General features: G+C 62.2%; 18 protein-coding genes. 12 read left to right on the top strand and 6 right to left on the bottom strand.

Features of this window, described 5'->3' with window-relative positions; translation table 11 throughout:
- Window positions 1–49 precede the first annotated feature (49 nt).
- A complete protein-coding gene (locus JDV76_RS12985) occupies window positions 50–184 on the bottom strand; it encodes an ATP-dependent helicase C-terminal domain-containing protein (RefSeq protein ID WP_376992997.1) in 135 nt (44 codons plus the stop codon).
- Between the two features lie 156 nt (window positions 185–340).
- Between JDV76_RS12985 and JDV76_RS12850 the strand changes: the two genes are divergently transcribed.
- The gene (locus JDV76_RS12850) at window positions 341–2662 is read left to right on the top strand and encodes a PKD domain-containing protein (protein WP_198735152.1); all 2322 of its coding nucleotides are present in this window, start codon (window positions 341–343) and stop codon (window positions 2660–2662) included.
- A 14-nt stretch (window positions 2663–2676) separates the two neighbouring features.
- On the opposite strand, the gene hrpB is transcribed toward JDV76_RS12850, so the two are convergent.
- Window positions 2677–5103: an ATP-dependent helicase HrpB gene (hrpB, locus tag JDV76_RS01860; protein WP_198735151.1), complete on the bottom strand. Its 2427-nt coding sequence runs from the start codon at window positions 5101–5103 to the stop codon at window positions 2677–2679.
- Between the two features lie 39 nt (window positions 5104–5142).
- On the opposite strand from hrpB, the gene JDV76_RS01855 reads away from it, so the two are divergent.
- From JDV76_RS01855 to JDV76_RS01820, 8 genes are all read left to right on the top strand, one after another.
- On the top strand, window positions 5143–5820 hold the full coding sequence (locus JDV76_RS01855; protein ID WP_198735150.1) for an alpha-ketoglutarate-dependent dioxygenase AlkB family protein: 678 nt from the start codon (window positions 5143–5145) through the stop codon (window positions 5818–5820).
- A gap of 95 nt (window positions 5821–5915) precedes the next feature.
- A complete protein-coding gene (locus JDV76_RS01850; RefSeq protein WP_198735149.1) occupies window positions 5916–6518 on the top strand; it encodes a DNA-3-methyladenine glycosylase I in 603 nt (200 codons plus the stop codon).
- Window positions 6519–6773: 255 nt separating this feature from the next.
- Window positions 6774–7493: an SDR family oxidoreductase gene (locus JDV76_RS01845; RefSeq protein WP_198735148.1), complete on the top strand. Its 720-nt coding sequence runs from the start codon at window positions 6774–6776 to the stop codon at window positions 7491–7493.
- A gap of 42 nt (window positions 7494–7535) precedes the next feature.
- Complete coding sequence (locus JDV76_RS01840) at window positions 7536–8198, top strand: LysE family translocator (RefSeq protein ID WP_198735147.1); 663 nt, start codon at window positions 7536–7538, stop codon at window positions 8196–8198.
- A gap of 41 nt (window positions 8199–8239) precedes the next feature.
- A complete protein-coding gene (locus JDV76_RS01835) occupies window positions 8240–8518 on the top strand; it encodes a heavy metal-binding domain-containing protein (protein WP_198735146.1) in 279 nt (92 codons plus the stop codon).
- Window positions 8519–8590: 72 nt separating this feature from the next.
- Window positions 8591–8908, top strand: a complete 318-nt coding sequence (locus tag JDV76_RS01830) for a YbjQ family protein (RefSeq protein ID WP_198735145.1) — start codon at window positions 8591–8593, stop codon at window positions 8906–8908.
- Between the two features lie 58 nt (window positions 8909–8966).
- Entirely contained in the window at window positions 8967–9260 is a 294-nt protein-coding gene (locus tag JDV76_RS01825; protein ID WP_198735144.1) for an RNA-binding S4 domain-containing protein, read from the top strand.
- Window positions 9260–10081: a VOC family protein gene (locus JDV76_RS01820; protein ID WP_198735143.1), complete on the top strand. Its 822-nt coding sequence runs from the start codon at window positions 9260–9262 to the stop codon at window positions 10079–10081. Before JDV76_RS01825 ends, JDV76_RS01820 begins: the two co-directional genes overlap by 1 nt.
- Window positions 10082–10548: 467 nt before the next feature.
- Here the strand turns inward: JDV76_RS01820 and JDV76_RS01815 are convergent, their stop codons facing one another.
- Entirely contained in the window at window positions 10549–11442 is an 894-nt protein-coding gene (locus JDV76_RS01815; protein WP_232958712.1) for an alpha/beta hydrolase, read from the bottom strand.
- 34 nt (window positions 11443–11476) lie between these two features.
- Here JDV76_RS01815 and JDV76_RS01810 point away from each other — a divergent pair, with 34 nt between their 5' ends.
- The 3 genes from JDV76_RS01810 (at window position 11477) to JDV76_RS12430 (ending at window position 15040) form a co-directional block, all read left to right on the top strand.
- Window positions 11477–11956 (top strand): methylated-DNA--[protein]-cysteine S-methyltransferase, encoded by a 480-nt coding sequence (locus JDV76_RS01810; RefSeq protein WP_198735141.1) that lies wholly within the window; start codon window positions 11477–11479, stop codon window positions 11954–11956.
- 278 nt (window positions 11957–12234) lie between these two features.
- Complete coding sequence (locus JDV76_RS01805; protein ID WP_232958711.1) at window positions 12235–13281, top strand: sialidase family protein; 1047 nt, start codon at window positions 12235–12237, stop codon at window positions 13279–13281.
- Between the two features lie 46 nt (window positions 13282–13327).
- On the top strand, window positions 13328–15040 hold the full coding sequence (locus JDV76_RS12430; protein ID WP_248140735.1) for an NEW3 domain-containing protein: 1713 nt from the start codon (window positions 13328–13330) through the stop codon (window positions 15038–15040).
- 118 nt (window positions 15041–15158) lie between these two features.
- Here the strand turns inward: JDV76_RS12430 and JDV76_RS01800 are convergent, their stop codons facing one another.
- The 3 genes from JDV76_RS01800 to JDV76_RS01790 are packed head-to-tail and all read right to left on the bottom strand — an operon-like array spanning window position 15159 to window position 19077.
- Window positions 15159–17852, bottom strand: a complete 2694-nt coding sequence (locus tag JDV76_RS01800; RefSeq protein ID WP_198735140.1) for an FtsX-like permease family protein — start codon at window positions 17850–17852, stop codon at window positions 15159–15161.
- Window positions 17849–18550 (bottom strand): ABC transporter ATP-binding protein, encoded by a 702-nt coding sequence (locus JDV76_RS01795; protein ID WP_198735139.1) that lies wholly within the window; start codon window positions 18548–18550, stop codon window positions 17849–17851. Before JDV76_RS01795 ends, JDV76_RS01800 begins: the two co-directional genes overlap by 4 nt.
- Window positions 18547–19077, bottom strand: coding sequence for a PadR family transcriptional regulator (locus JDV76_RS01790; RefSeq protein ID WP_198735138.1), 531 nt, complete (start codon window positions 19075–19077; stop codon window positions 18547–18549). The genes JDV76_RS01795 and JDV76_RS01790 overlap by 4 nt, the downstream gene beginning before the upstream one ends.
- Between the last annotated feature and the right edge of the window lie 32 nt (window positions 19078–19109).

The following is a 19109-nucleotide window of genomic DNA, read 5'->3' as shown; positions in this document are numbered from 1 at the left end:
CAGTACGCACCCCCGGATGGGCTTCCCGGGCGCTGTACCATTCGTACCGTCACATCCGGCGCTTCGTCCGCGCCGTCGCGGTCGCGGTCCACGGATCCTCCGGCCACGGGTGTTTCGGATAGCGGCCGCGCATGTCCGCGCGGATTCCATGCATAGATTGTGAACTATGGGCGAGTGGGCGAATTCTTTGTGTTGAATAGCCATTATTTTAGATACCATCTAAATTGGTGGTTTCTTGGAAGAAAAAGTATCACTTGCAAAAAAGAAAATCCGCCACTACCGTTAGACAAACAAGTGTCGTATTTGCGAGAAATAAAATTAACTTCTGTTAGGAGAAGCCGTGCTCACACGAAACTACCGAAAAATACTCTCAATTTTCGGGTCATGTGCGATCATTTCAACGATGGTAGTGGCTACGCCGGAAACGGTCGGCGCCCAAGCGGCAGATGGTCGATTTGACCAAATCTGCAGTAAGCCCATACTGCTCATCGCTCGTGGCAGTGGGGAAGGAAGAATCGATGATCGAACAGCATCTACCGGAGAATATCTGAGCGGCTGGCAAGGGAACATGATTGACAGGGTTATCAAAAAACTCGATAATTCTGGAGACCTAGAGGGTGTTGAGATTATGGCCCTTGACGACAATGAGTACCCTGCTATTGCGGTCAATTTGAAAAGCGCACTTGTTCCTGGGGAAACTGCACTTTTCGGTGAAACGGTCCGCAGCTCAGCCAGCAAGGGGACGATTGCGGCGGTCAACAAAATCGCACGCTATAAAAGAGATAACAATTGCGAGCCGACGGTAACAACCCTTGGATACTCGCAGGGCACCATAGCGCTGCTTTCTGCAGAAAAAGGTCTCACTCAAGCTGGATATGTTGACGGATCCGCTTATATGGGCAATCCATTCCGTGTAAAAAACGACCAATATAATATTGGAGATGCGCATACAGGCGAAGGGGTCTTTGTAGTTCGCAATGATGGCTCTCGCATGCTTCAAGATCTAATTCCGCTTTTAAGAAAAACCAATGAATATATAGATATGGCTGTACTACTTGCTAAAGGTGCTGACCGGCTTGGTTTATCTAAGGGTGCTGGAGAAAGCGCACAAAAGGCGGCTGACAGCTTCCGTGGAAGAAGTAAAGTGCGCTCAGATCTTCTTCGGAATATCAAGAATGAAAACGTCGTTGATTATTGTATTGATAATGATCTAATCTGCGATTTCACGGTGCCAAGAATCCGCGATCTGGTCGAGACGAATGGCGGGGCTCATGGTGATTACTTTAAAGAAGATGCCGCCAAAGCACCTTACGAAAAGCGCTTTTTAGAAGCCCTTCATTCTGCGCTCTACAGGGAAGACGATGAATCGGATGAAAACAGTGGCACCCCGGGAGGAAGCGTCGAGGTTGGGCCACCGCGCGAAGTCATGTTTGTCATTGATACGACTGGGTCCATGTGGGATGACATCGCAGAAGCTAAGGCAAATGCTGCTGAAATTGGTCAGAAAGTCCTCTCGACTAATCCCGATTCACGTATCGGATTAGTTGAGTATAAAGACTGGGATAGCCCCATGTATGTTAATGGGGAAAGCACAGCGGCGCGAGTAGTGGTCCCCTTGACTAAAGATTTTTCAATCTTCAACGAGCGACTCCAGGCGCTGTCAGCGGATGGTGGTGACGAAGAGCTTCCTGAAGATATGCTATCTGGTATAGCATTGGCTCAAGAAGCGAATTGGTCCGTGCCGAGGACTCGAGACATATTGGTCATAGGCGATCAACCAGCTCACGATCCGGAATGTCGTACCGGTTTGACTCTGGAGGCGTTAAAAGCGCGCAGTTCGGCAAACAGTTTCACGTTTGGCGCTGAACAGTGGCCGAGAAATCCAGGTGGTTATTCGAAGGATTCGAGTTGTTTGACGCCAATTCTGGGAATCAATAGGTCGGCCAACGGTGAAAATCGCATGAGTAGAGCGATCCAGGTTGGGTCTGAGGATTTGGCAAGTGATAATTCGCAACCTATTCGGATTAGTGCTGTAACAAATAATCCTGATATGGCGAATTCGATTAAGGATCTCATTGATTTCACTGGTGGTGTAGTCGTGTCATACCAGGATGCGCAGTCGGCGGACGCGATCATTACGGCTACAGCGAATTTGGAATCTAGCCCGGAAGCGATTCTTTCCATTCCAGGTTTTATGGCTGTCGGGGAAACGGTACCGATGAGTGGTGCGTTAAGTAAAGTCTTCGTGACGGGCGGAATGTCAGCTACAATTGATTTTGGCGACGGCACAGTTGAAAAATTCGAAAGCTGGGACGATCTTTTTGACATTAGCCATGTCTATTCCACGCCTGGTTCTTACACGGTTGAACTTCGGGTATTTGATTCGGCTGGAAACGTTGGAATCGATCGTGTTGATATTGAGGTGATGTCTGAAGATGGAGCGAGAGTTTTCGACTACGCGCTAGGTGAATGGTCTTTGAGTTCGTACCGGACTGATGCGGAGCCACCGGTCCAGTCAGACGATACGAGTTCTTTCCACGGTACGAGTTCTCTAAAATCGGAGAATATTTTCTCAAGTTTGATGAAGGTTTTAGCGGTTCTCAGTATCTTCGGTGGTGTGATCTCGGCGATCTTTTCCTTCCTGAGTTCGTCTCGTAGATAGCTTAGGTGTCGGTATCACATCCGGCGCTTCGTCCGCGCCGTCGCGGTCGCGGTCCACGGATCCTCCGGCCACGGGTGCTTCGGGTAGCGGCCGCGCATGTCCGCGCGCACCCCGCTGTAGGGCCCGGACCAGAAGCTCGCCAGATCATCGGTCACCGCCAGCGGCCGTCCCGCCGGTGACAGGAGATGGAACAGCACCGGGACCCCGGTGATCCTGGGTGACTCCGCGAGGCCGAAACACTCCTGGAGCTTGCAGGCCACGACGGGTTTCTCCCCCGAATAGTCGATGGCGTGACTGTTCCCGCTCGGTACGGTGAGGCGCTGGGGCACGAGTTCGTTCATCTGCGCCGCCTCCGGCCAGGGGAGCAGTCGGCGCAGTGCGGCGTGCATGTCGATCGTCCCCGGAGGGGTGCCCCGGGCGATACGCTCCAGATCGGGAGCCAGCCAGGCATCCAGATTCGCCAGCAGCTCCCCCTCCGCCACCGACGGCCACGGATCGCCGACGTGGGTGTGCAACCAGGCGAGCCGGTGGCGCAGGTCGTTCGCCGCCGCCGAGAAGGTGAACACCCCCAGGCCATCGGTCCGTAGCCCCTCCGCGATCGCCTCCGAGGCGTGCCGCTTGTCGACGCTCGTCGGGGTCGAACTCAGCTCGATGGCCCCGGCGCTGCGGACCTTCCGGGCCCGGATCCGCCCACCCTCGAGAGTCGCGGTCACGGTCTCCGACACGCCGACCACGGCCAAGGCGGTCTCCTCGTCCAGCCGGGCGGCCGCCCGGATCACCGCACCGGTCCGCCCCTCCCGCGCCGTGGTGCGGGTGACCTCCGCGACGGCCAGCCACTCCGCGTCATCCAGACCCGTACCGCCGGGGAGGGTCGCCCGGGTACCGCTGGCCAGCAACCAGTCGCCGCCGGTTCTCCGGGCCACCTGCTCCGGGTACGCCAGCGCGGTGACCAGGCCCTCGGGATGCGTGGTCGGATAATCCGACTCGGCCTCCGCGCCGCGGGCCAGCCGCATCAACCGAGCGGCCTCCCGGCCGAGCCGCCCCCGCTCCGCACGGGCCTGAGCCGCGACGTCCCCACGGGGTTGATCGGCGAGCAGTGCGACCGTGCGCGCCGCCCGCTCGCCGAGCAGCGGAACGGTCAACAGCAGCGCCCGTGCCAACCGGGGACTGGCGGGAATACCCGCCAGCCTCCGCCCGAACGGCGTCACAGCCCCATCAGCGTTGACCGCCCCCAGGCGTCGGAGCACCTGCTCGGCCTCCGTGATAGCTGCGGCGGGCGGGGCGTCGACAAGCGGCAGCCCCACACCGCGGGGTGTGCCCCAGCACGCCAACTGGAGTGCGGCCTGCGTCAGATCCGACGTCGCGATCTCCGGTGTGATGTGTGGCTGCATCGTCGAGTACACGCGGGGCTCGTAGCAGCGCAGTACCGTTCCTGGGCCCTCACGACCGGCGCGACCGGCCCGCTGGTCCGCCGAGGATGCGGCACACGTCGTGGTCACCAGGCCCGTCATGCCGCGTGAAGTGTCCCGCCGCGGGACCCGCGCGAGCCCCGAATCAACGACGGTGCGCACCCCCGGCACCGTGAGCGAGGACTCGGCTATCGACGTTGCGACGACGATCCGCGGCCGGTCCGCAGGCGTCAGGGCAGCATCCTGCACCGCAGCGGCGAGCTGTCCGTGCAGCGGCAGCACCGGCACGCCAGGGGCGAGTCCCTGGATCGTCGACACGACCCGGTCGACCTCCCGCGCGCCGGGCACGAACACCAGCGCCGAATGCTCGAGTTCCGCGACGGCGTCCACGGCCACCCGGGCCATGTGGTCGAGGAACGCCCACTCCACACCCCGTGCACCCAGCCGCGTACCGCCGGGAATGTACCGGACGTCGAGCGGGTGCGTCACTGCCTCGGTGGACACCACCGGGCCACCGATCAGACCAGCGAACGTGTCGGCGTCGATGGTCGCCGACATCGCGGTCAGCACCAGATCGTCACGCAACTGGTGCAGCTCGGTGAGCATGCCCACCAGCAGATCGGTGTCCAGTTGGCGTTCGTGCACCTCATCGAGGGCGACGGCATCCACACCTGCCAGTTCCGGATCCGCCAGGAGTCGGCGCAGCAGAACGCCCGGCGTCACGAACTGCACCCGCGACCCCGCATGATGCTCACCGCGCACCGTGAAACCCACCCGGTCACCCAGCCGCGAGCCGTCCAGGTGGGCGAGCCGCCTCGCCGCCGCGCGGACAGCCACCCGCCTGGGTGCGGTGACCACCACCGTCCCTCCGGTGATGTTCGCCAGGGCCGGCGGCACCAGAGTGGTCTTACCGGTGCCGGGCGGGGCCTGCACGACACAAGCCCCGGTGCCAGCCAGGGCGTCACCGAGCGTACCGACGGCTCGCGCCGCCGCAAGCCTGGCACCGATGCGGGTCAGATCGAAGGTGGACACGGGGGAAGTGTATCCACCGGGCGCTGCTACGGTGATCTCATGGCACAACTGTTCGAACCAGGTGCGCTGCCCCGCGAACCTACCCGCATCATCCCCGGAGTCGTCCACCTGCCCTCCTGGCTCGCTCCCGACACGCAGTCCCGTCTGGTCACCGGCGCCCGTGCCCACGCCCGCGGACCGGCCGCCATGCGCCGACCCGTCCTGCGCAGCGGGCAGATGAGTGTCTGGATGACCACGCTCGGGCTCTGGTTCCACACCAACCCGTACCGCTACAGCTCCCGCACCCCGGACGGAACGCCTGTTCCACCGGTTCCGGACCTCCTCTCTGATCTCGCTCGTGGTGCGCTCTCCGCCGCCGCCCGCCACGCACCGGAACTCGATCCCTGGGTGGAGAACTACCGCGCCGACGCCGTACTGATCAATTACTACCCACCTGGCGCAAGGATGGGGATGCACCGTGACGACACCGAACTGAGTGATGCCCCGGTGGTGAGTTTCTCCATCGGAGCTGCCGCGATCTTCCGCATCGCCACCGTGGATGGACGGACCCGCCCCTGGCGGGACATCCCGCTGGAATCCGGCGACGCTCTGATCTTCGGTGGGCCCGCGCGCCTGGCGTTCCACGGGGTGCCCCGCCTGATCGCGGACACCACGCCGGACAACTGCGGGCTCACCGAGGGTCGCATCAACATCACGATCCGCCAGGTCACCGCTTGACCGGGCTGTGGATGAACCGGGTTGTCGAGGTGTCTGTCCACAGGGGGCGGTGTCGGCCGTCGATTGCGGGAAAACCGGTGTCCTAGGGTGAAGCCATGAATGACACCGACGATCTCGCCGCCCGGGGTCTTGTCCTCGGGGCGGATGACAGGATCCGGCCGAAATGGGCCTGCACCTCCGATCTCCTCCGTGACTATTACGATCACGAATGGGGCCGCCCCGTCACTGATGAACAGGGACTGTTCGAGCGCATCTGTCTCGAGGGGTTCCAGGCGGGACTGTCGTGGGAGACCATCCTGCGCAAGCGTCCCGCCTTCCGGGAGGTGTTCGCGGGATTCGACCCGGAGGTGCTCGCCACCTGGGGTGACGCGGACGCCGACAGACTTCTGGCTGGCTCCGGGATCATTCGGAACCGCGCAAAGATCCGCGCTGTATTCACCAACGCCCGCGCCACGCTAGTCCTCCGGGAGAGCGGCGGGCTACCCCGGCTGGTGCTGTCCTTCACCCCGTTGGCATGGACGCCACCCGACTCGGCCGCTGAACAGCTCACCACCAGCCCGGAGTCGTTTGCTCTCGCCAAGGCGCTGAAAAAGGCTGGATTCTCCTTCGTCGGTCCGACCACCTGCTTCGCGCTCATGGAGGCCGTCGGCATGGTGGACAACCGAATCAGGGGAGCATCCGGCCTCATCGAAGAATGATGCGGAAGCCTCGTCACGTGGTTGTGTGCCTGACACCTGCTGGATCACTGCGGGCGAGGAATACATGGAGGGAACCCCGGCCAGTTATCCAGGGTTCCAGTGTTGATCATCCTGCCCACGTCAGATCCACGGATACCGGGGCCAGCGATTGACAGTGACTGATGTGGATATGGTGGGGTGAAGAGTATCCCCATGTCTGGGGGCTTTTCCATGATGGTGGGGTCCACTCGATCGAGACGCTGGCAGAATGAACCCATGAGCACATCAAGAAACACGGGCCGGATCGCCGTCGTAACCGGCGCATCCGCAGGTATCGGAGAAGCCTGCGTTGAGGCGCTGATTGCCGACGGGTGGACGGTCATTGCCGGGGCGCGACGTATGGAGAAGCTTGAGGCGCTCGCCGAGCGGACCGGCTGCATCGCCCGCCACCTGGACGTTACCGATGATGCGAGTGTGCAGGAGTTCACCGCCGACATTGAACGCTGTGACCTCCTGGTCAACAATGCTGGTGGTGCGTTGGGCCTTGACCCCGTCTCTGAAACCGAGATCGAGGACTGGACCTGGATGTATGAGGTCAACGTGCTCGGTACCCTGCGCGTGACCAAGGCCCTGCTGGAACGTCTCACGCGGTCACACGGGCAGGTCATCAACATCGGGTCGATCGCCGCCCGTGTCCCCTACGCGGGCGGCAGCGGATACAACGCCGCGAAGCACGGCGTCGCCGCGCTGACCCGGGTTCTGCGTATCGAGACCGCCGACACCCCACTGCGGGTCTGCGAAATCGATCCCGGGCGCGTCGAGACCGACTTCTCCCTCAACCGCTTCAAGGGCGACACCGAGCGTGCGGCCAGCGTCTACGACGGGAAAATCAACCTCACCGCCGCCGACATCGCCGAAGCCGTCCGCTGGGTCGCGTCCATGCCGGCGCACGTCAACATCGACACGATGCTCATCATGCCGACCGACCAGGTGTGATCCCCGTCTTTACGGCCCATCCCGGGCGGTAACATCTGGCACATGACTGTTGCCGCCCTCTCCACCCTGCTCGTTGTCTGGATCGCGGCGATCGTCAGCCCCGGCCCAGACACCCTCCAGATCATCCGGCTGGGTGCCCGCAGCCGGGCGGACGGGGTGTGGTGCGCACTCGGTATCTGCGTCGGCAACACCCTGTGGATCGTCGCCAGCCTCATCGGTCTGTCCGCTCTGATGACCACTCACCCGGGCCTGCTACACATCCTGCAGATCATCGGCGGCAGCTATCTCACGTGGATCGCGGTCAAATCCATCCGGGTAGGAATTACGGGCAGAAAGGAGCGTGCCCGGGTGTGGGCGAACCGTGCGGGCACCACCACCGTCGAACGTGCCACGGCACCGGCTGCATCTTTCCGCACCGGTCTCGCGACCAATCTGTCCAACCCCAAAGCGGTGCTCTTCTTCGCCGCGATCTTCGCCCAGTTCGTCGACCCGGAGGGCGGTCTCATCGCGGGGGTCACGATCCTGCTCATCCTGACCGTCACAGGGGTCGCCTGGTTCGTCGGGTTCGCCCTCGCAGTCCGAACCCTCGCCGTACGGATCATCCGCAACGCCCCCCTGATCGATCTGGTCAGCGGTGTGGTCTTCGCGTTGATTGCTGCCTACATGCTCCTCGAAGGCCTGCACGGGGTCGCCACAGCGGTCTAGACTCGCGCACTGAACCCGTATCCTTCCGAGAGGCTCACACCATGATCATCACCACCACGGACTCTGTCGCCGGGCGAGAGGTCTACGAGTATCTCGGCGTCGTCACCGGTACCGGTGCCGCCTACACTCTGCGTGGCAGCGAGGCGAAGAAGACCGAGACCGCACTCAAAGCGCGGGACAAGGCACTCCACATGCTCCGTGAGGAAGCCGCTGAGCTGCGTGCTGACGCGATTCTCGGACTCCAGGTCAGTCACCCGTATTCCGGAGGTATCGGGAACGTCGAGATCATGTTGACCGGTACCGCTGTGCGCCTCATCTGATACCGGACGCTGTCACGTCGATATCCCTACACTCGGTGATGAGTCACACCACCATCACAAGGAGAACAGGCCATGATCGTTTCCACCACCCCGACCATTGAGGGACGCGAGATCGGTGACTACATCCGTGTCGTCGCCGGTGAAACCATCGTCGGTATCAACGCGCTGAAGGACTTTGCCGCCGGATTCCGAAACATCGTCGGTGGGCGTAGCCAGGGATATGAGCAGGAAGCAGCGGCTGCCCGCGAATCCGCTCTCGGGGAAATGGTGCAGCGGGCTATCGACCTCGGCGCCGACGGTGTCGTCGGCGTGTCCATCGAGTATGCCGTCCTAGGACAAGGCAACATGCTGCTCGTCGCCGCCACGGGAACTGCGGTGCGATTCACCTAGGACAGCAACCGGGCGGACAGTGCCAGGTACCACTGACCACGCCCGTACACTGGGACGTATGGAAGCAGTCGACGTCGCGATCCGGGACGACACAATCAAACTCGGGCAGTTCATCAAGCTCGCCAACCTCGTGGACACCGGGGGTGCGGCAAAGGAAGCGATCGCCGCCGGTGAGGTCACGGTTAACGGTGAGGCCGACACCCGGCGGGGTCGTACCCTTCGGGTCGGGGACATTGTGACAGTGGGTGGAGCGTCGGCACGCGTCGCCGCGCCCAGCGACGATGACGATGACTTCTTCGACGAAGCCACCGCCAACGATGACTTCGACCCCGAAAAGTGGAGGAACATGTAATGCCCGCGTTCATGGCGCAGGACGGTATGCCGTTCTGGATCGACCTCACGACCTCCGAGATGCGGAAAACCGCGCACTTCTACGCTGAGATCCTCGGATGGGACGTTGAGGAGGCCGCCCCCGGTTACCGGCTCGCCCGCGCCCAGGGCCTGCCCGTCGCAGGTTTCATCGAACAGCCGCAGGAGGCGACGCAGCCCGACACGTGGATCACGTATTTCCTCACCGGCGACATTAGCTCCACCGTTGCCCGCACCCGGGAACTCGGCGGCACCGTTCTCACCGAGCCCTTCGAGGTCCATCTCGGGCAGGTGGCTATTCTCGTGGACTCCGCGGGTGCGATGTTCGGTGTGATCGAGCCTTCCGGAGAGGAACGCTTCGTCTCCGGTGGGGAACCCGGCACCTCCGTGTGGCACGAACTCACCGCTACCAGCGGCTACGACCGCGCCGTCGACTTCTACACCGAACTGTTCGGCTGGACCGTCCGCAGGCTCGACGAGGACGGCGCCCGCTACACCCTCATTGATGTCGATGGTTCCCCGTTCGCGGGAGTCTGGGACGCGGAGGGCACGTTCCCGCCGCAGGTTCCCGGCTTCTGGCAGACGTACCTCGGTGTCAAGGACATCGCCGCGACGGCGGAGAAGGTGACCGAACTTGGCGGGGAGATCATCCGCGGCCCCTTCGACGCCGAGTTCGGCACCATGCTGATCATCGCCGATTCCACCGGCGCAACGCTCACCCTGTGCGAGGCCGATGAGCTCGTGGAAGAGGGCAACGAGGCAGACCCGTTACAGGGCATCGACCTCAGCCAGTTCGACAGCTGACCGATACCCCGGGACCCGGGCGGCACCCCTTGGGCCGCCCGGGTTTTCTGCTGCCTCGGTTCTCGTTGTTACGTGCTAACACGCACTAGTGAGAGCTGTTTCCCCAGGAGGAGTTCCGGGTTCTGTGGTGTTTGCACGTACTGGCGATGCCGGTTGGTCCCCGGCTGTTGTGGGGAGCAATCTGCCCCGGGTTCTCGTTATTGCGTGCTAACACGTATTGGTGAGGTGTGTTTTCCCAGGATTCCGTTTGTCAGGTGGGGTGTTGGCACGCATTGACGACGCCCCGGTGAATGGCTGTAGAGGCGAAGCCGGGTCCGAAGACGGTGTGATGGGGAACCGGCGACCCGCCTTCGGCACCTGGTGTCCCGGCGGATTGGTGCGGGCGGCGACCCGTGCCGTGGATGTGTCTGCCGGGACCATCCCGGAGCTTGCCCGCCGGACATCGACCGCCCCCGAGCGGCCCTGTCCTATCTCCGGAGGAAGTTCGCGGCGTCCTTCGCCATCTTCCGGGCGACGGTGGGTGTGACGATGGTGTGTTGTGCCGTATAGGTCAGTACCTCGGCGACGTGTTCCGCCCACCGGAAGCGCGGCACGGTGGTGTCCTGTTCACCGACCTGGATCAGGGTGCGCGGCCAGGTGGCGGGGTCGGGGATCTCGGCGTCGCCGCGCACGGTGTCGGGTAGTCCGCCGAGGTGCAGGCTGGGGCGCGTGAGTAGGAGCTTGTCGACGTCGTCCGCGACGAGGGTGGCCAGCGCTGCACCGGAGGATTCACCCCAGGCGGCGACGTGCCGTGCACCTTGTTGGCGGGCGTGGGCGATGGCGGCGCGGGTCACGGCGCACATCGCGGTGACGGAGTGTTCGGGTGCGAGGGGGTAGTCGACGTCGATGATGGTTGTTCCGGACAGTTCCGCCACGGCGGCGACTCCGGGCCGCCAGGCGTTGTCGAGACAGGTTCCGGCGCCGCGCCACCACCCGCCCCCGTGGAGGCTGACTGCCCAGTCTCCCGTGGGTTCGGAGGGGGTGAACATGACACCGATCCCGGGAAGATCCTCGGCGGTGACCCCGCCGAGGTAGTCGACACCGGGCATGCGGTGTCCGGCGGCGGTGCCGAGCATGAGCATGGCGGCGTGAGTGAGCCGGTCAGGTAGGCGTGCGGCCCAGTCATCGCAGGTCGGCCGGTCGCTGATACCGCCGGCCCAGGGCGGGGTGCAGTCGGGTGCAGGGTGGTGTTGGTTGATGTACCAGGTGAGTTGTTCGAGCTGTCCCTCTTCGTCGAGGCCGCCTTCGGTGCCGCCGACGACGAAGTCACGTCCGGTTGCGTCGTCGTGGATGACCTGGGGTTCGTCGGGTGTCTCGCTCATGGTGGCCATGCTACCGGCGGGTAGTGTCTGGCCAATGGATATGTTCGCGTTGCGCACGCTTGACACTCCGTTCGGCCCGTTGACGGTGGTTGCCGGTGATGCGGGTGTGCGCCGGGTGCTGTTCCGCGGGGCGCTTATCGACGACCGTCCTGGTTCCGGTGTGGCGGCGCGTCACGCTACACAGGCGGTCGGGGAGATCGGGGAGTATCTGGCGGGGGAACGTCAGGTGTTTGAGGTGTTGTTGGATGTGCCGGAGCCGGTGACGTTCACGCAGCGGGCGCAGGCGGCGTTGCGGGGGATTCCGTTCGGGGAGACGGTGAGTTACGCGGAGCTTGCGGAGTTGGCGGGTAATGCGCGGGCGTTTCGTGCGGCGGGGTCGGCGTGTGCCTCGAATCCGCTGCCGGTGTTGGTGCCTTGTCACAGAGTGTTGGCGTCGGGTGGGGGCATCGGCGGTTTTGCCGGGGGTTTGACGTTTAAGCGTGGGCTTTTGGAGTTAGAGGGTATGCGTTTCTAGGCTTTCTGTCCTGTGGTTGTGGGATTTTTGGTGTGCGTATGAACTGCTTCAATTGGGCTATTTTTTGCGGGGTCAATTCCTGATAATTACGGAACTGGTGTTGCTATTCAGTTCTCTTTATTTGGGCGGTTGAGCTGCGGAATTGATGATATTATCTATGCGCTAGGATTTCATTTAGCTGTGACGGCCCAATTGGGATCACCGTTGTGGTGCCTGTGTGGTATTTCCTCAAGGGGTAGCACAGGAATGATGTTTAATTTCTGCAATAGGAGCAGTGCATGGAAAAAAGAAGAACATCAGCCAGGTTTGTGGGTATGGCCTGTGCTGTTGCCGTGGTGGTCACCTCTGCTGCGATTCCGACGTTTGCGGTTGAGGTTGGGGAGGGACACCAGAGTGTTCGTGGATTTGACAGTGATGCCGATCTCGCTGTTAAGCCTTTTTATGAGGAGAAAACTCTAGCGGAGGGGGGCAATGATGGATTCAATTGCTACCGCATTCCCTCGCTCGGAGTGGCGCCTAACGGAAATGTCCTGGCTTCATGGGATGGCCGTCCGGATAATTGTGCGGATGCGCCACAGCCGAATAGCGTTGTCCAGAGAATATCTGGAGACAGTGGACTATCCTGGGGGGATCAGCAAACAGTCGCTGCTGGTGATCCGATTGTGCCCCAGGGATTCTCAGATCCTTCGGTGGTTGTGGACTGGGTAACTGGACGTGTCTTCAATTTTCATGTGAAGAGCTTTGAGCAGGGGCTTCAGGGATCAATACCGGGTACGGATCCGGATAATCGATCAGTTCTGCATGCCGCGTACGCGCGGAGTGGGGATGGTGGGATCACATGGAATGCAGATAATGTGACTACCGCAGAAGTGACAGGGGAGAACCCGTGGCGGTCACGCTTTGCGACGTCGGGTAACGGTATTCAGCTGCAGTATGGGGAGCATGCGGGCCGATTGGTTCAGCCAGCGATGGTTGTCACCGAATCCGGTGACTATGAGGCGGTGGCATGGTTGTCCGATGATTATGGGGAGACCTGGTGTGCGGGAACCCCGTGGGGCGTGTCGATGGATGAGAACAAGATTGTTGAACTCTCCGACGGAACGCTGATGAATAATTCTCGTTCATCTGCGGGCAACGAGACTTATCGCAAGATCAGTTACAGCCGTGATGGTGGTGTGACATGGTCGGAGCCCACGTTGGACTATTCACTTCCGGATCCACGGAACAATGCCTCCATCATTCGTGCGTTCCCTAATGCCCCGGAGGGTTCCGCAAAGGCGAAGGTGTTGTTGTTTAGTAATACGGCGTCGACCCAGTGCACGTGAGGCCGGTACCGTCAGGATGAGTTGTGATGATGGACAGACGTGGCCGGTGGCGAAGGAATTTCGGCCGAATGATGTTCAGTACACGTCGATGGCGACGCTCCCGGATGGCTCTGTCGGTCTTCTTTTTGAGGGAAGTAACAGGGGGAACAGTAACAGTATTCACTTTGCCCGTTTCAATCTGCCGTGGTTGGGGGCATCGTGTCTGGGGTCCGAGGTGGAGTCACCCATTGTTCGGCCTGGGGAAACAATCTCGGTTTCTGCGCTGCTGACTAACCCTTTTGATGACGATATTGTTGATCGAAAACTTGAGATCGATCTTCCTGTCGGATGGGTGACCGAGACCTCTTCCGTGACTATTCCTGCTGGTTCTTCAGTTCCGGTGGAGTTTACTGTCACCGCTCCTGAGAATGTGTCCACTGGACAGGTAGATGGGCTTCTCCGTATTGAAGATTATGGCTTGTTCAAGCAGGGTCACTTCCGGGTCCATGTCGTGGATGGAGTTGAATCTTCCGAGAAACAGGTGACCATCGATCCTTCAGTACTGAATGCTGCTGATGTGAAAAAGGCGGGAGATGTTATCCGATACAATTTTCGGGCTACGAACCCGTTTGATCACCCGATCGGGATAATTCCCGATGGTGAGCTTGAATTCTTCGATCCAGATAATGCGCCGCAAAACTGCCGCTGGAAGACCTTCCCGGCGAACTCCGTTCAGAATTGCGGTTATGCCCGGCATACGGTCACTGCTGAAGATAGTGAAAGAGGCTACTATCAGCCGACGGTGACCTGGAGAATTGGGCCGGAAAACGATGCTGTCACGGTGCACAGAACCTTTGAGCAGGTTCTTCCGAAGGTTGATCTCCGAGAAGGTATTACGAAGGTTGGGGCGGAGCTATCCATATTGCCTGTCGCTCCGTTGGAGTCGAACGGTTCGACGTTGGAGAAGGACATTGTTGTTCAGGTCGCTCTCCCCGAAGGACAGGATGAGATCCCTGACGGTACCAATGTTGCGTTGTACCTGGATCTCGTGAAGAAGGCAGAGGTTCCGGTGAATCCGGAAGGTCTAGCAGTAATACCCGTGAGCGTGGATAGCGTGGCAATTAACGGTGAGCCGGTTGATCATCGTCTGCGGGCGCGCCTGACGAGCGGGAAAGAGTCCGGCCATGTCCTGGTGGGGCCCGATGCGACGGGTGTGCTGAGAGTTCTGCCGCAAGGTAGAAATAATGTGCAGCGTACGCTCACTGTGGGTGAGCAAGCAGATCTCATTTCAAATGGAACACCACGGAGCATCCAACTTGTTGCTCTGGTCTCTGGTCCGGAAGGACCGGTGAGCGGAGTACCGGTGACCTTCAGGGTCGCGAATAAAGATCTCGATCCTGTGTTGACCGACAAGGATGGGTACGCTTTTGCGCGGTATGTGGTGGAGCCACTGCCTGCGGGAGCGTCCCCCGTGACGGTTATTGTCAACGCCGAGATCCCGGAGACTTCCGACGAAACGACCGATTATCCGGGAGTTCAGAACACAACCAGTTTCACGGTGTCGGCGGGGGAGGAAAAGCCGGTCGGGAGTTCAGAGTTTTATGCCGGATCGAGTGTGGGGTCGAGTGTGCACGACGGAGTCTTTGATCTGGGGTCAGTATTCCGATGGGGTTTCCGCATGTCCACGGTACTCGTCGGATTAAATTCAGCTCTGGCATGGCTGCATGATCTGCCTATTGTCAAGTGGTGGAACGAGCTCACGGGTTCTCGAAACCACTGAGCTGCTGTTGGACAGTGGGCGTCCCGGTTTCCGCTGATCTGCACAACACTGCCCCGGAACGCTCATCAGCGTTCCGGGGCAGTGTTGTGCATGTGGTCGTCCGGTTCACGGCGCTGCCCTAGTCCCGCCGCTCGCTTAACGGACGTCGGTGCCTGGCGATCCAGGTACCGATGGCCAGGCCGGTGACCCAGGCGAGGAGCGGGATGCCGATGAGGGTGGCCAGGAGGTCGGTCCACCGTTGAACGGCGTTGACCTGGTGGAAGACCCCCTCCAGGAAACCGTTCCCACCCCCGTCGAGCATCTCGCCCAGGACGGGGATGAAGGCGGCCAGGGTTCCCGAGATCGTTCCGCCGAGTCCGATGATCAGGCCCTGTGCGCCGACGTACCGGGCGAGGACCCGGGGTGATCCACCGACCGCCGTGAGGACATCGGTGTCCCTGCGGGATTCCGCGGCGGTGAGCAGCATGAGCAGTACCACGATGCCGTAGCTGATCAGGCAGGTGATCAGTAGTGGGATCATCCAGGTCAACTGTTGGTAGGGCGGTTCGTTGGCCGTTTCCACCCGGAGCGGCTGGTCCCTGTTCACTTCCGTGCTCATCCGGAAGGAGTCGAGGGTGCTGATCGGGTCGAACGTACGCACCAGGGTGCCCGCGTAGGTGGTTCTCATGCCGATCTCGGTGGCGGTCTCCGGGGTGAGTAGCCAGACACCGGGGCCGTCGAGGGGGATGACCGTCGCCGGGTGGGTGAGAACCTCGTGGTTCCGCGGTTCCTCCGTCGCTGTGACGCCGCGGTGGGCGAATCCACCTGTGTTCACGGTCTGCGTGGCGTGTTCGTTTTCCCGGGGTGACGGGGATTCGTGGTTCCGTCGCTTCTCTCTGCCGAATGCCGCCTGACCGTCGACGGTGAGGTCCGGATCGGTGACGACGATCTCGCCCTTGTCCAGCGCCGTGCGGATCGCGGCGCGTTGTCTGTCCGTGAGTCCCTCCAGTGCGGTGACCGCTGAGCCGTCGTTAATGAGTACGTTGGTGTGGATGCCGGGGAGACCATGGGCGTTCCAGTCTTGGAACAGTGGGGGGTCGAGGTAGAACTCGTCGTCGGCGGTCGCGCTGCCGGCGGCGGCGAGCCCCTCCCAGTCAGTGGTGTTCCACAGTCCTGGTTCGGGGGTGAGGATGTCGCTTTGTGCGGTGCGGGGCGCATCGAGGATCCCGTCGATGCGTCGGTGTGCGGCATCGGGGGTGAGCTGGATCGCGCCTGTCGTGGTGAACAGTGCGGCGTCGTCCGGGAGTCTGTTCTCGCCCTCGTACACGGTCGACGGGAGCCACAGGATGCTGAGGAACGTGGTGGAGACGAAGGTGATGCCGGCGATCGCTCCGACTGCGGGAGCGGTCCTCGTCATGGAACGTAGTGCGTCGCGTGAGGCGAGTCTCCCGGGGAGGGGGAATCGTGCGGCGACGGCGGCTGTCCCCCAGAGTAGGACAGGGGCAGACAGGACTAGCCCCAATCCGAGCAGAGGTTGGGTGAGGGCGTGGATGAACGGTGAGTCGGCCGTGACGCCCCACCATGCGGCGATGAGCATGATCACTGGTCCGATGATCATGGGCCGGGAGAACCGGCGGATCCTGGTGCTGCGTCCGCCACGGAGTGCGACAACCGGATCCTGCCGCCCCATCTGTAGTGCGGGGAGCAGGGAGGCTCCGACACCGACGATCAGTGAGGTGATGATGACCAGGAGTGCGAGGTCCCAGGGCCAGTAGACCGCGGACCCGGGATCGGTAAGCCCGATCAGCACCCGTTCGACGGGGAGGGAGAGCACGCTGCCGAGGACCGCACCCACGGCGCCGACCATCAGCCCTTGGATGAGCAGCACGTGGCGCAGATGCGTCGGCGCTGCGCCGGTGGCCGACAGCAGACCCATGAGCCTAGTCTGACGTCTGGCAGCGACCGCGAAGATTGGCGTGACGACGGCTATGACGATCAGGAGTGCGAAGGTGAGCAGTATCCAGTTCAGGAGGGCACTGTCACTGGTCAGTCCCCGGAGGATGTCCCGGGCAATGGGGGCCGTTTTTTCACCCTGCGCCGCTCGGAAACTGATGTCGACACCGGTGCGGCCGGCCCGTTCTAAGACCTCACCATCAGCGGTCCGGTCGGTGAGTCCCGGGGGGATCAGATAGTTGACCTGCCACGGGGACGTCTCGGGGGCACCGGTGAAGGCGGGATCGTCGATGATCCGTGCCCCCGGGACGTCGGCGAGGGAGAGGAAGGTGCTGCCGGGGGTGGGGCCGACGTAGGTGAGTTCACGGGTGTGTGCGTCTCCGGACATGTCCAGAACCGTGACGGTCGCTGTGTCACCGGGTTCCAGACCGAGGCCTCTCGCGGTGTGTCCCCAGGTCATGAAGGAACCGGGTTGCGGTGCTCCGGTGACGGTGTCCGGTAGCGCGGTCGCGGTACGGTTGAAGCTGGTGCCTTCGGGCGTGGATATCCGGACCTCGGTGTCCAAGGTGGCGATTGGGGTGCCGGGGTCCATTCCGAGGTTCTCGGACATCCGCTGACGGTCGGTCTTCGCGACGGTGGCGGCATCGGGCCCTTCGCAGAGGTCGTCCCCGGCGGTGCAGGGCGTGTGATCGAGCCACACGCTGTCGTAGCCGCCGGTGGGATCGGTCCCCTGGTTGGTTCTCTCGCTGAGCACGGCTCCCGTGAATACGAGGACCGCCATGACGGGCAGGGCGAACAGGAGGACGGCGGCGAGGGAACGCCACCGGTGGCGGGTCAGGTCGCGCCGGGCGATCCGGGCGGAGGTGAGCCAGGCGTTCATCGGGCGTCCCTCCCGGTGCGGGGCTGGACGAGCTGCCCGTCGCGGAGCCAGATGGTGCGGTCGGCGTAGGCGGCGAAGCGTGGTTCGTGGGTGACTAGCAGGCCTGCTGCGCCGGCGTCGATACGTGAGCGCAGGAGTGCCATCACCGATTCCGCCGTGGTGGTGTCGAGAGCGCCGGTGGGTTCGTCGGCGAGCAGCAGGGAACGCTGACCGACGAGGGCGCGGGCTATGGCGACGCGTTGCGCCTGGCCGCCGGAGACCTCGGCGGGGAAGCGGTCGGCGAGTTCGGCCTGGCCGATGTCCGCCAGCGCAGCGACCGCGGCGGCGCGTGCCTCGCGGCGGGATACGTTGTCGAGCTCGAGGGGGAGTGCGACGTTCTCCGCGACGGTGAGCGTGGGGACCAGGTTGTAGTACTGGAAGACGAATCCGACGTCACGGCGGCGGATCGCGGCGTGCTCCGTGGGGGAGAGGCCTGCGGTATCCCGCCCGTTGATGATGACGCGGCCGTGGTCCGGGGCGTCCAGGGTCCCGGCGACGTTGAGGAGGGTCGACTTCCCGGAGCCCGACGGTCCCATGACGGCGACCAGTTCGCCGGGAGCCACGGAGAGGCTGACGTTCTCGAGGGCGGCGATGGTGTTGGGGCCGTCGGAGTGCAGTCGGGTGACGTTCTCCAGCGTGAGGATGGGGGAGGTGGTCATGATCGGAGGCCTTCCGGGTCGGCGAGGGTTTCAATGTGGTCGAGCCAGCGTGCCTCGGCCTCGAGGTCGAAGATGCGGCGTTCGAGCAGGAGACGTTCCGCGGTGCGGGCCGGGGGGATCGAGGCCTTGGTGAGGGTGATCTCGCGGAGCTCCTGCATCGTGGCCTCGCGTTGCCGCTGGATGAGCTCCCGGCTGTCCACCCCCCGGATGACGGTCGCGACAGCGATCTTGATGACCAGGTCATCGCGGTCGTTGCGGGGTCGGAGGGTCGGCTCGTTCCACCACTGCTCCAGGGCCGCACGTCCGGCCCCGGTAGTGGTGTAGATGTCGGCGGGGCGGGTGGAGGTGGTGTCGGTTCCGGTTTTCTCGATGAGTCCGTCGCGGTCGAGTCGTTGGATCGTCTGGTAGACCTGCCCGATGTTCATCGGCCAGATCCCCTGTGTGCGGTCTTCGAAGCGCTGCCGGAGTTTCCCTGCACCGCAGGGTTCGTCATCGAGGAGTCCGAGTAGCGCGAACTTTATTGACATCGTCGGATCCTTAGGTAATCGGGCGGGGTGGT

The organism is Corynebacterium marambiense (genome assembly GCF_016342275.1).
Lineage (GTDB): Bacteria > Actinomycetota > Actinomycetes > Mycobacteriales > Mycobacteriaceae > Corynebacterium > Corynebacterium marambiense.
This window is presented reverse-complemented; position numbering and strand designations above follow the sequence as displayed.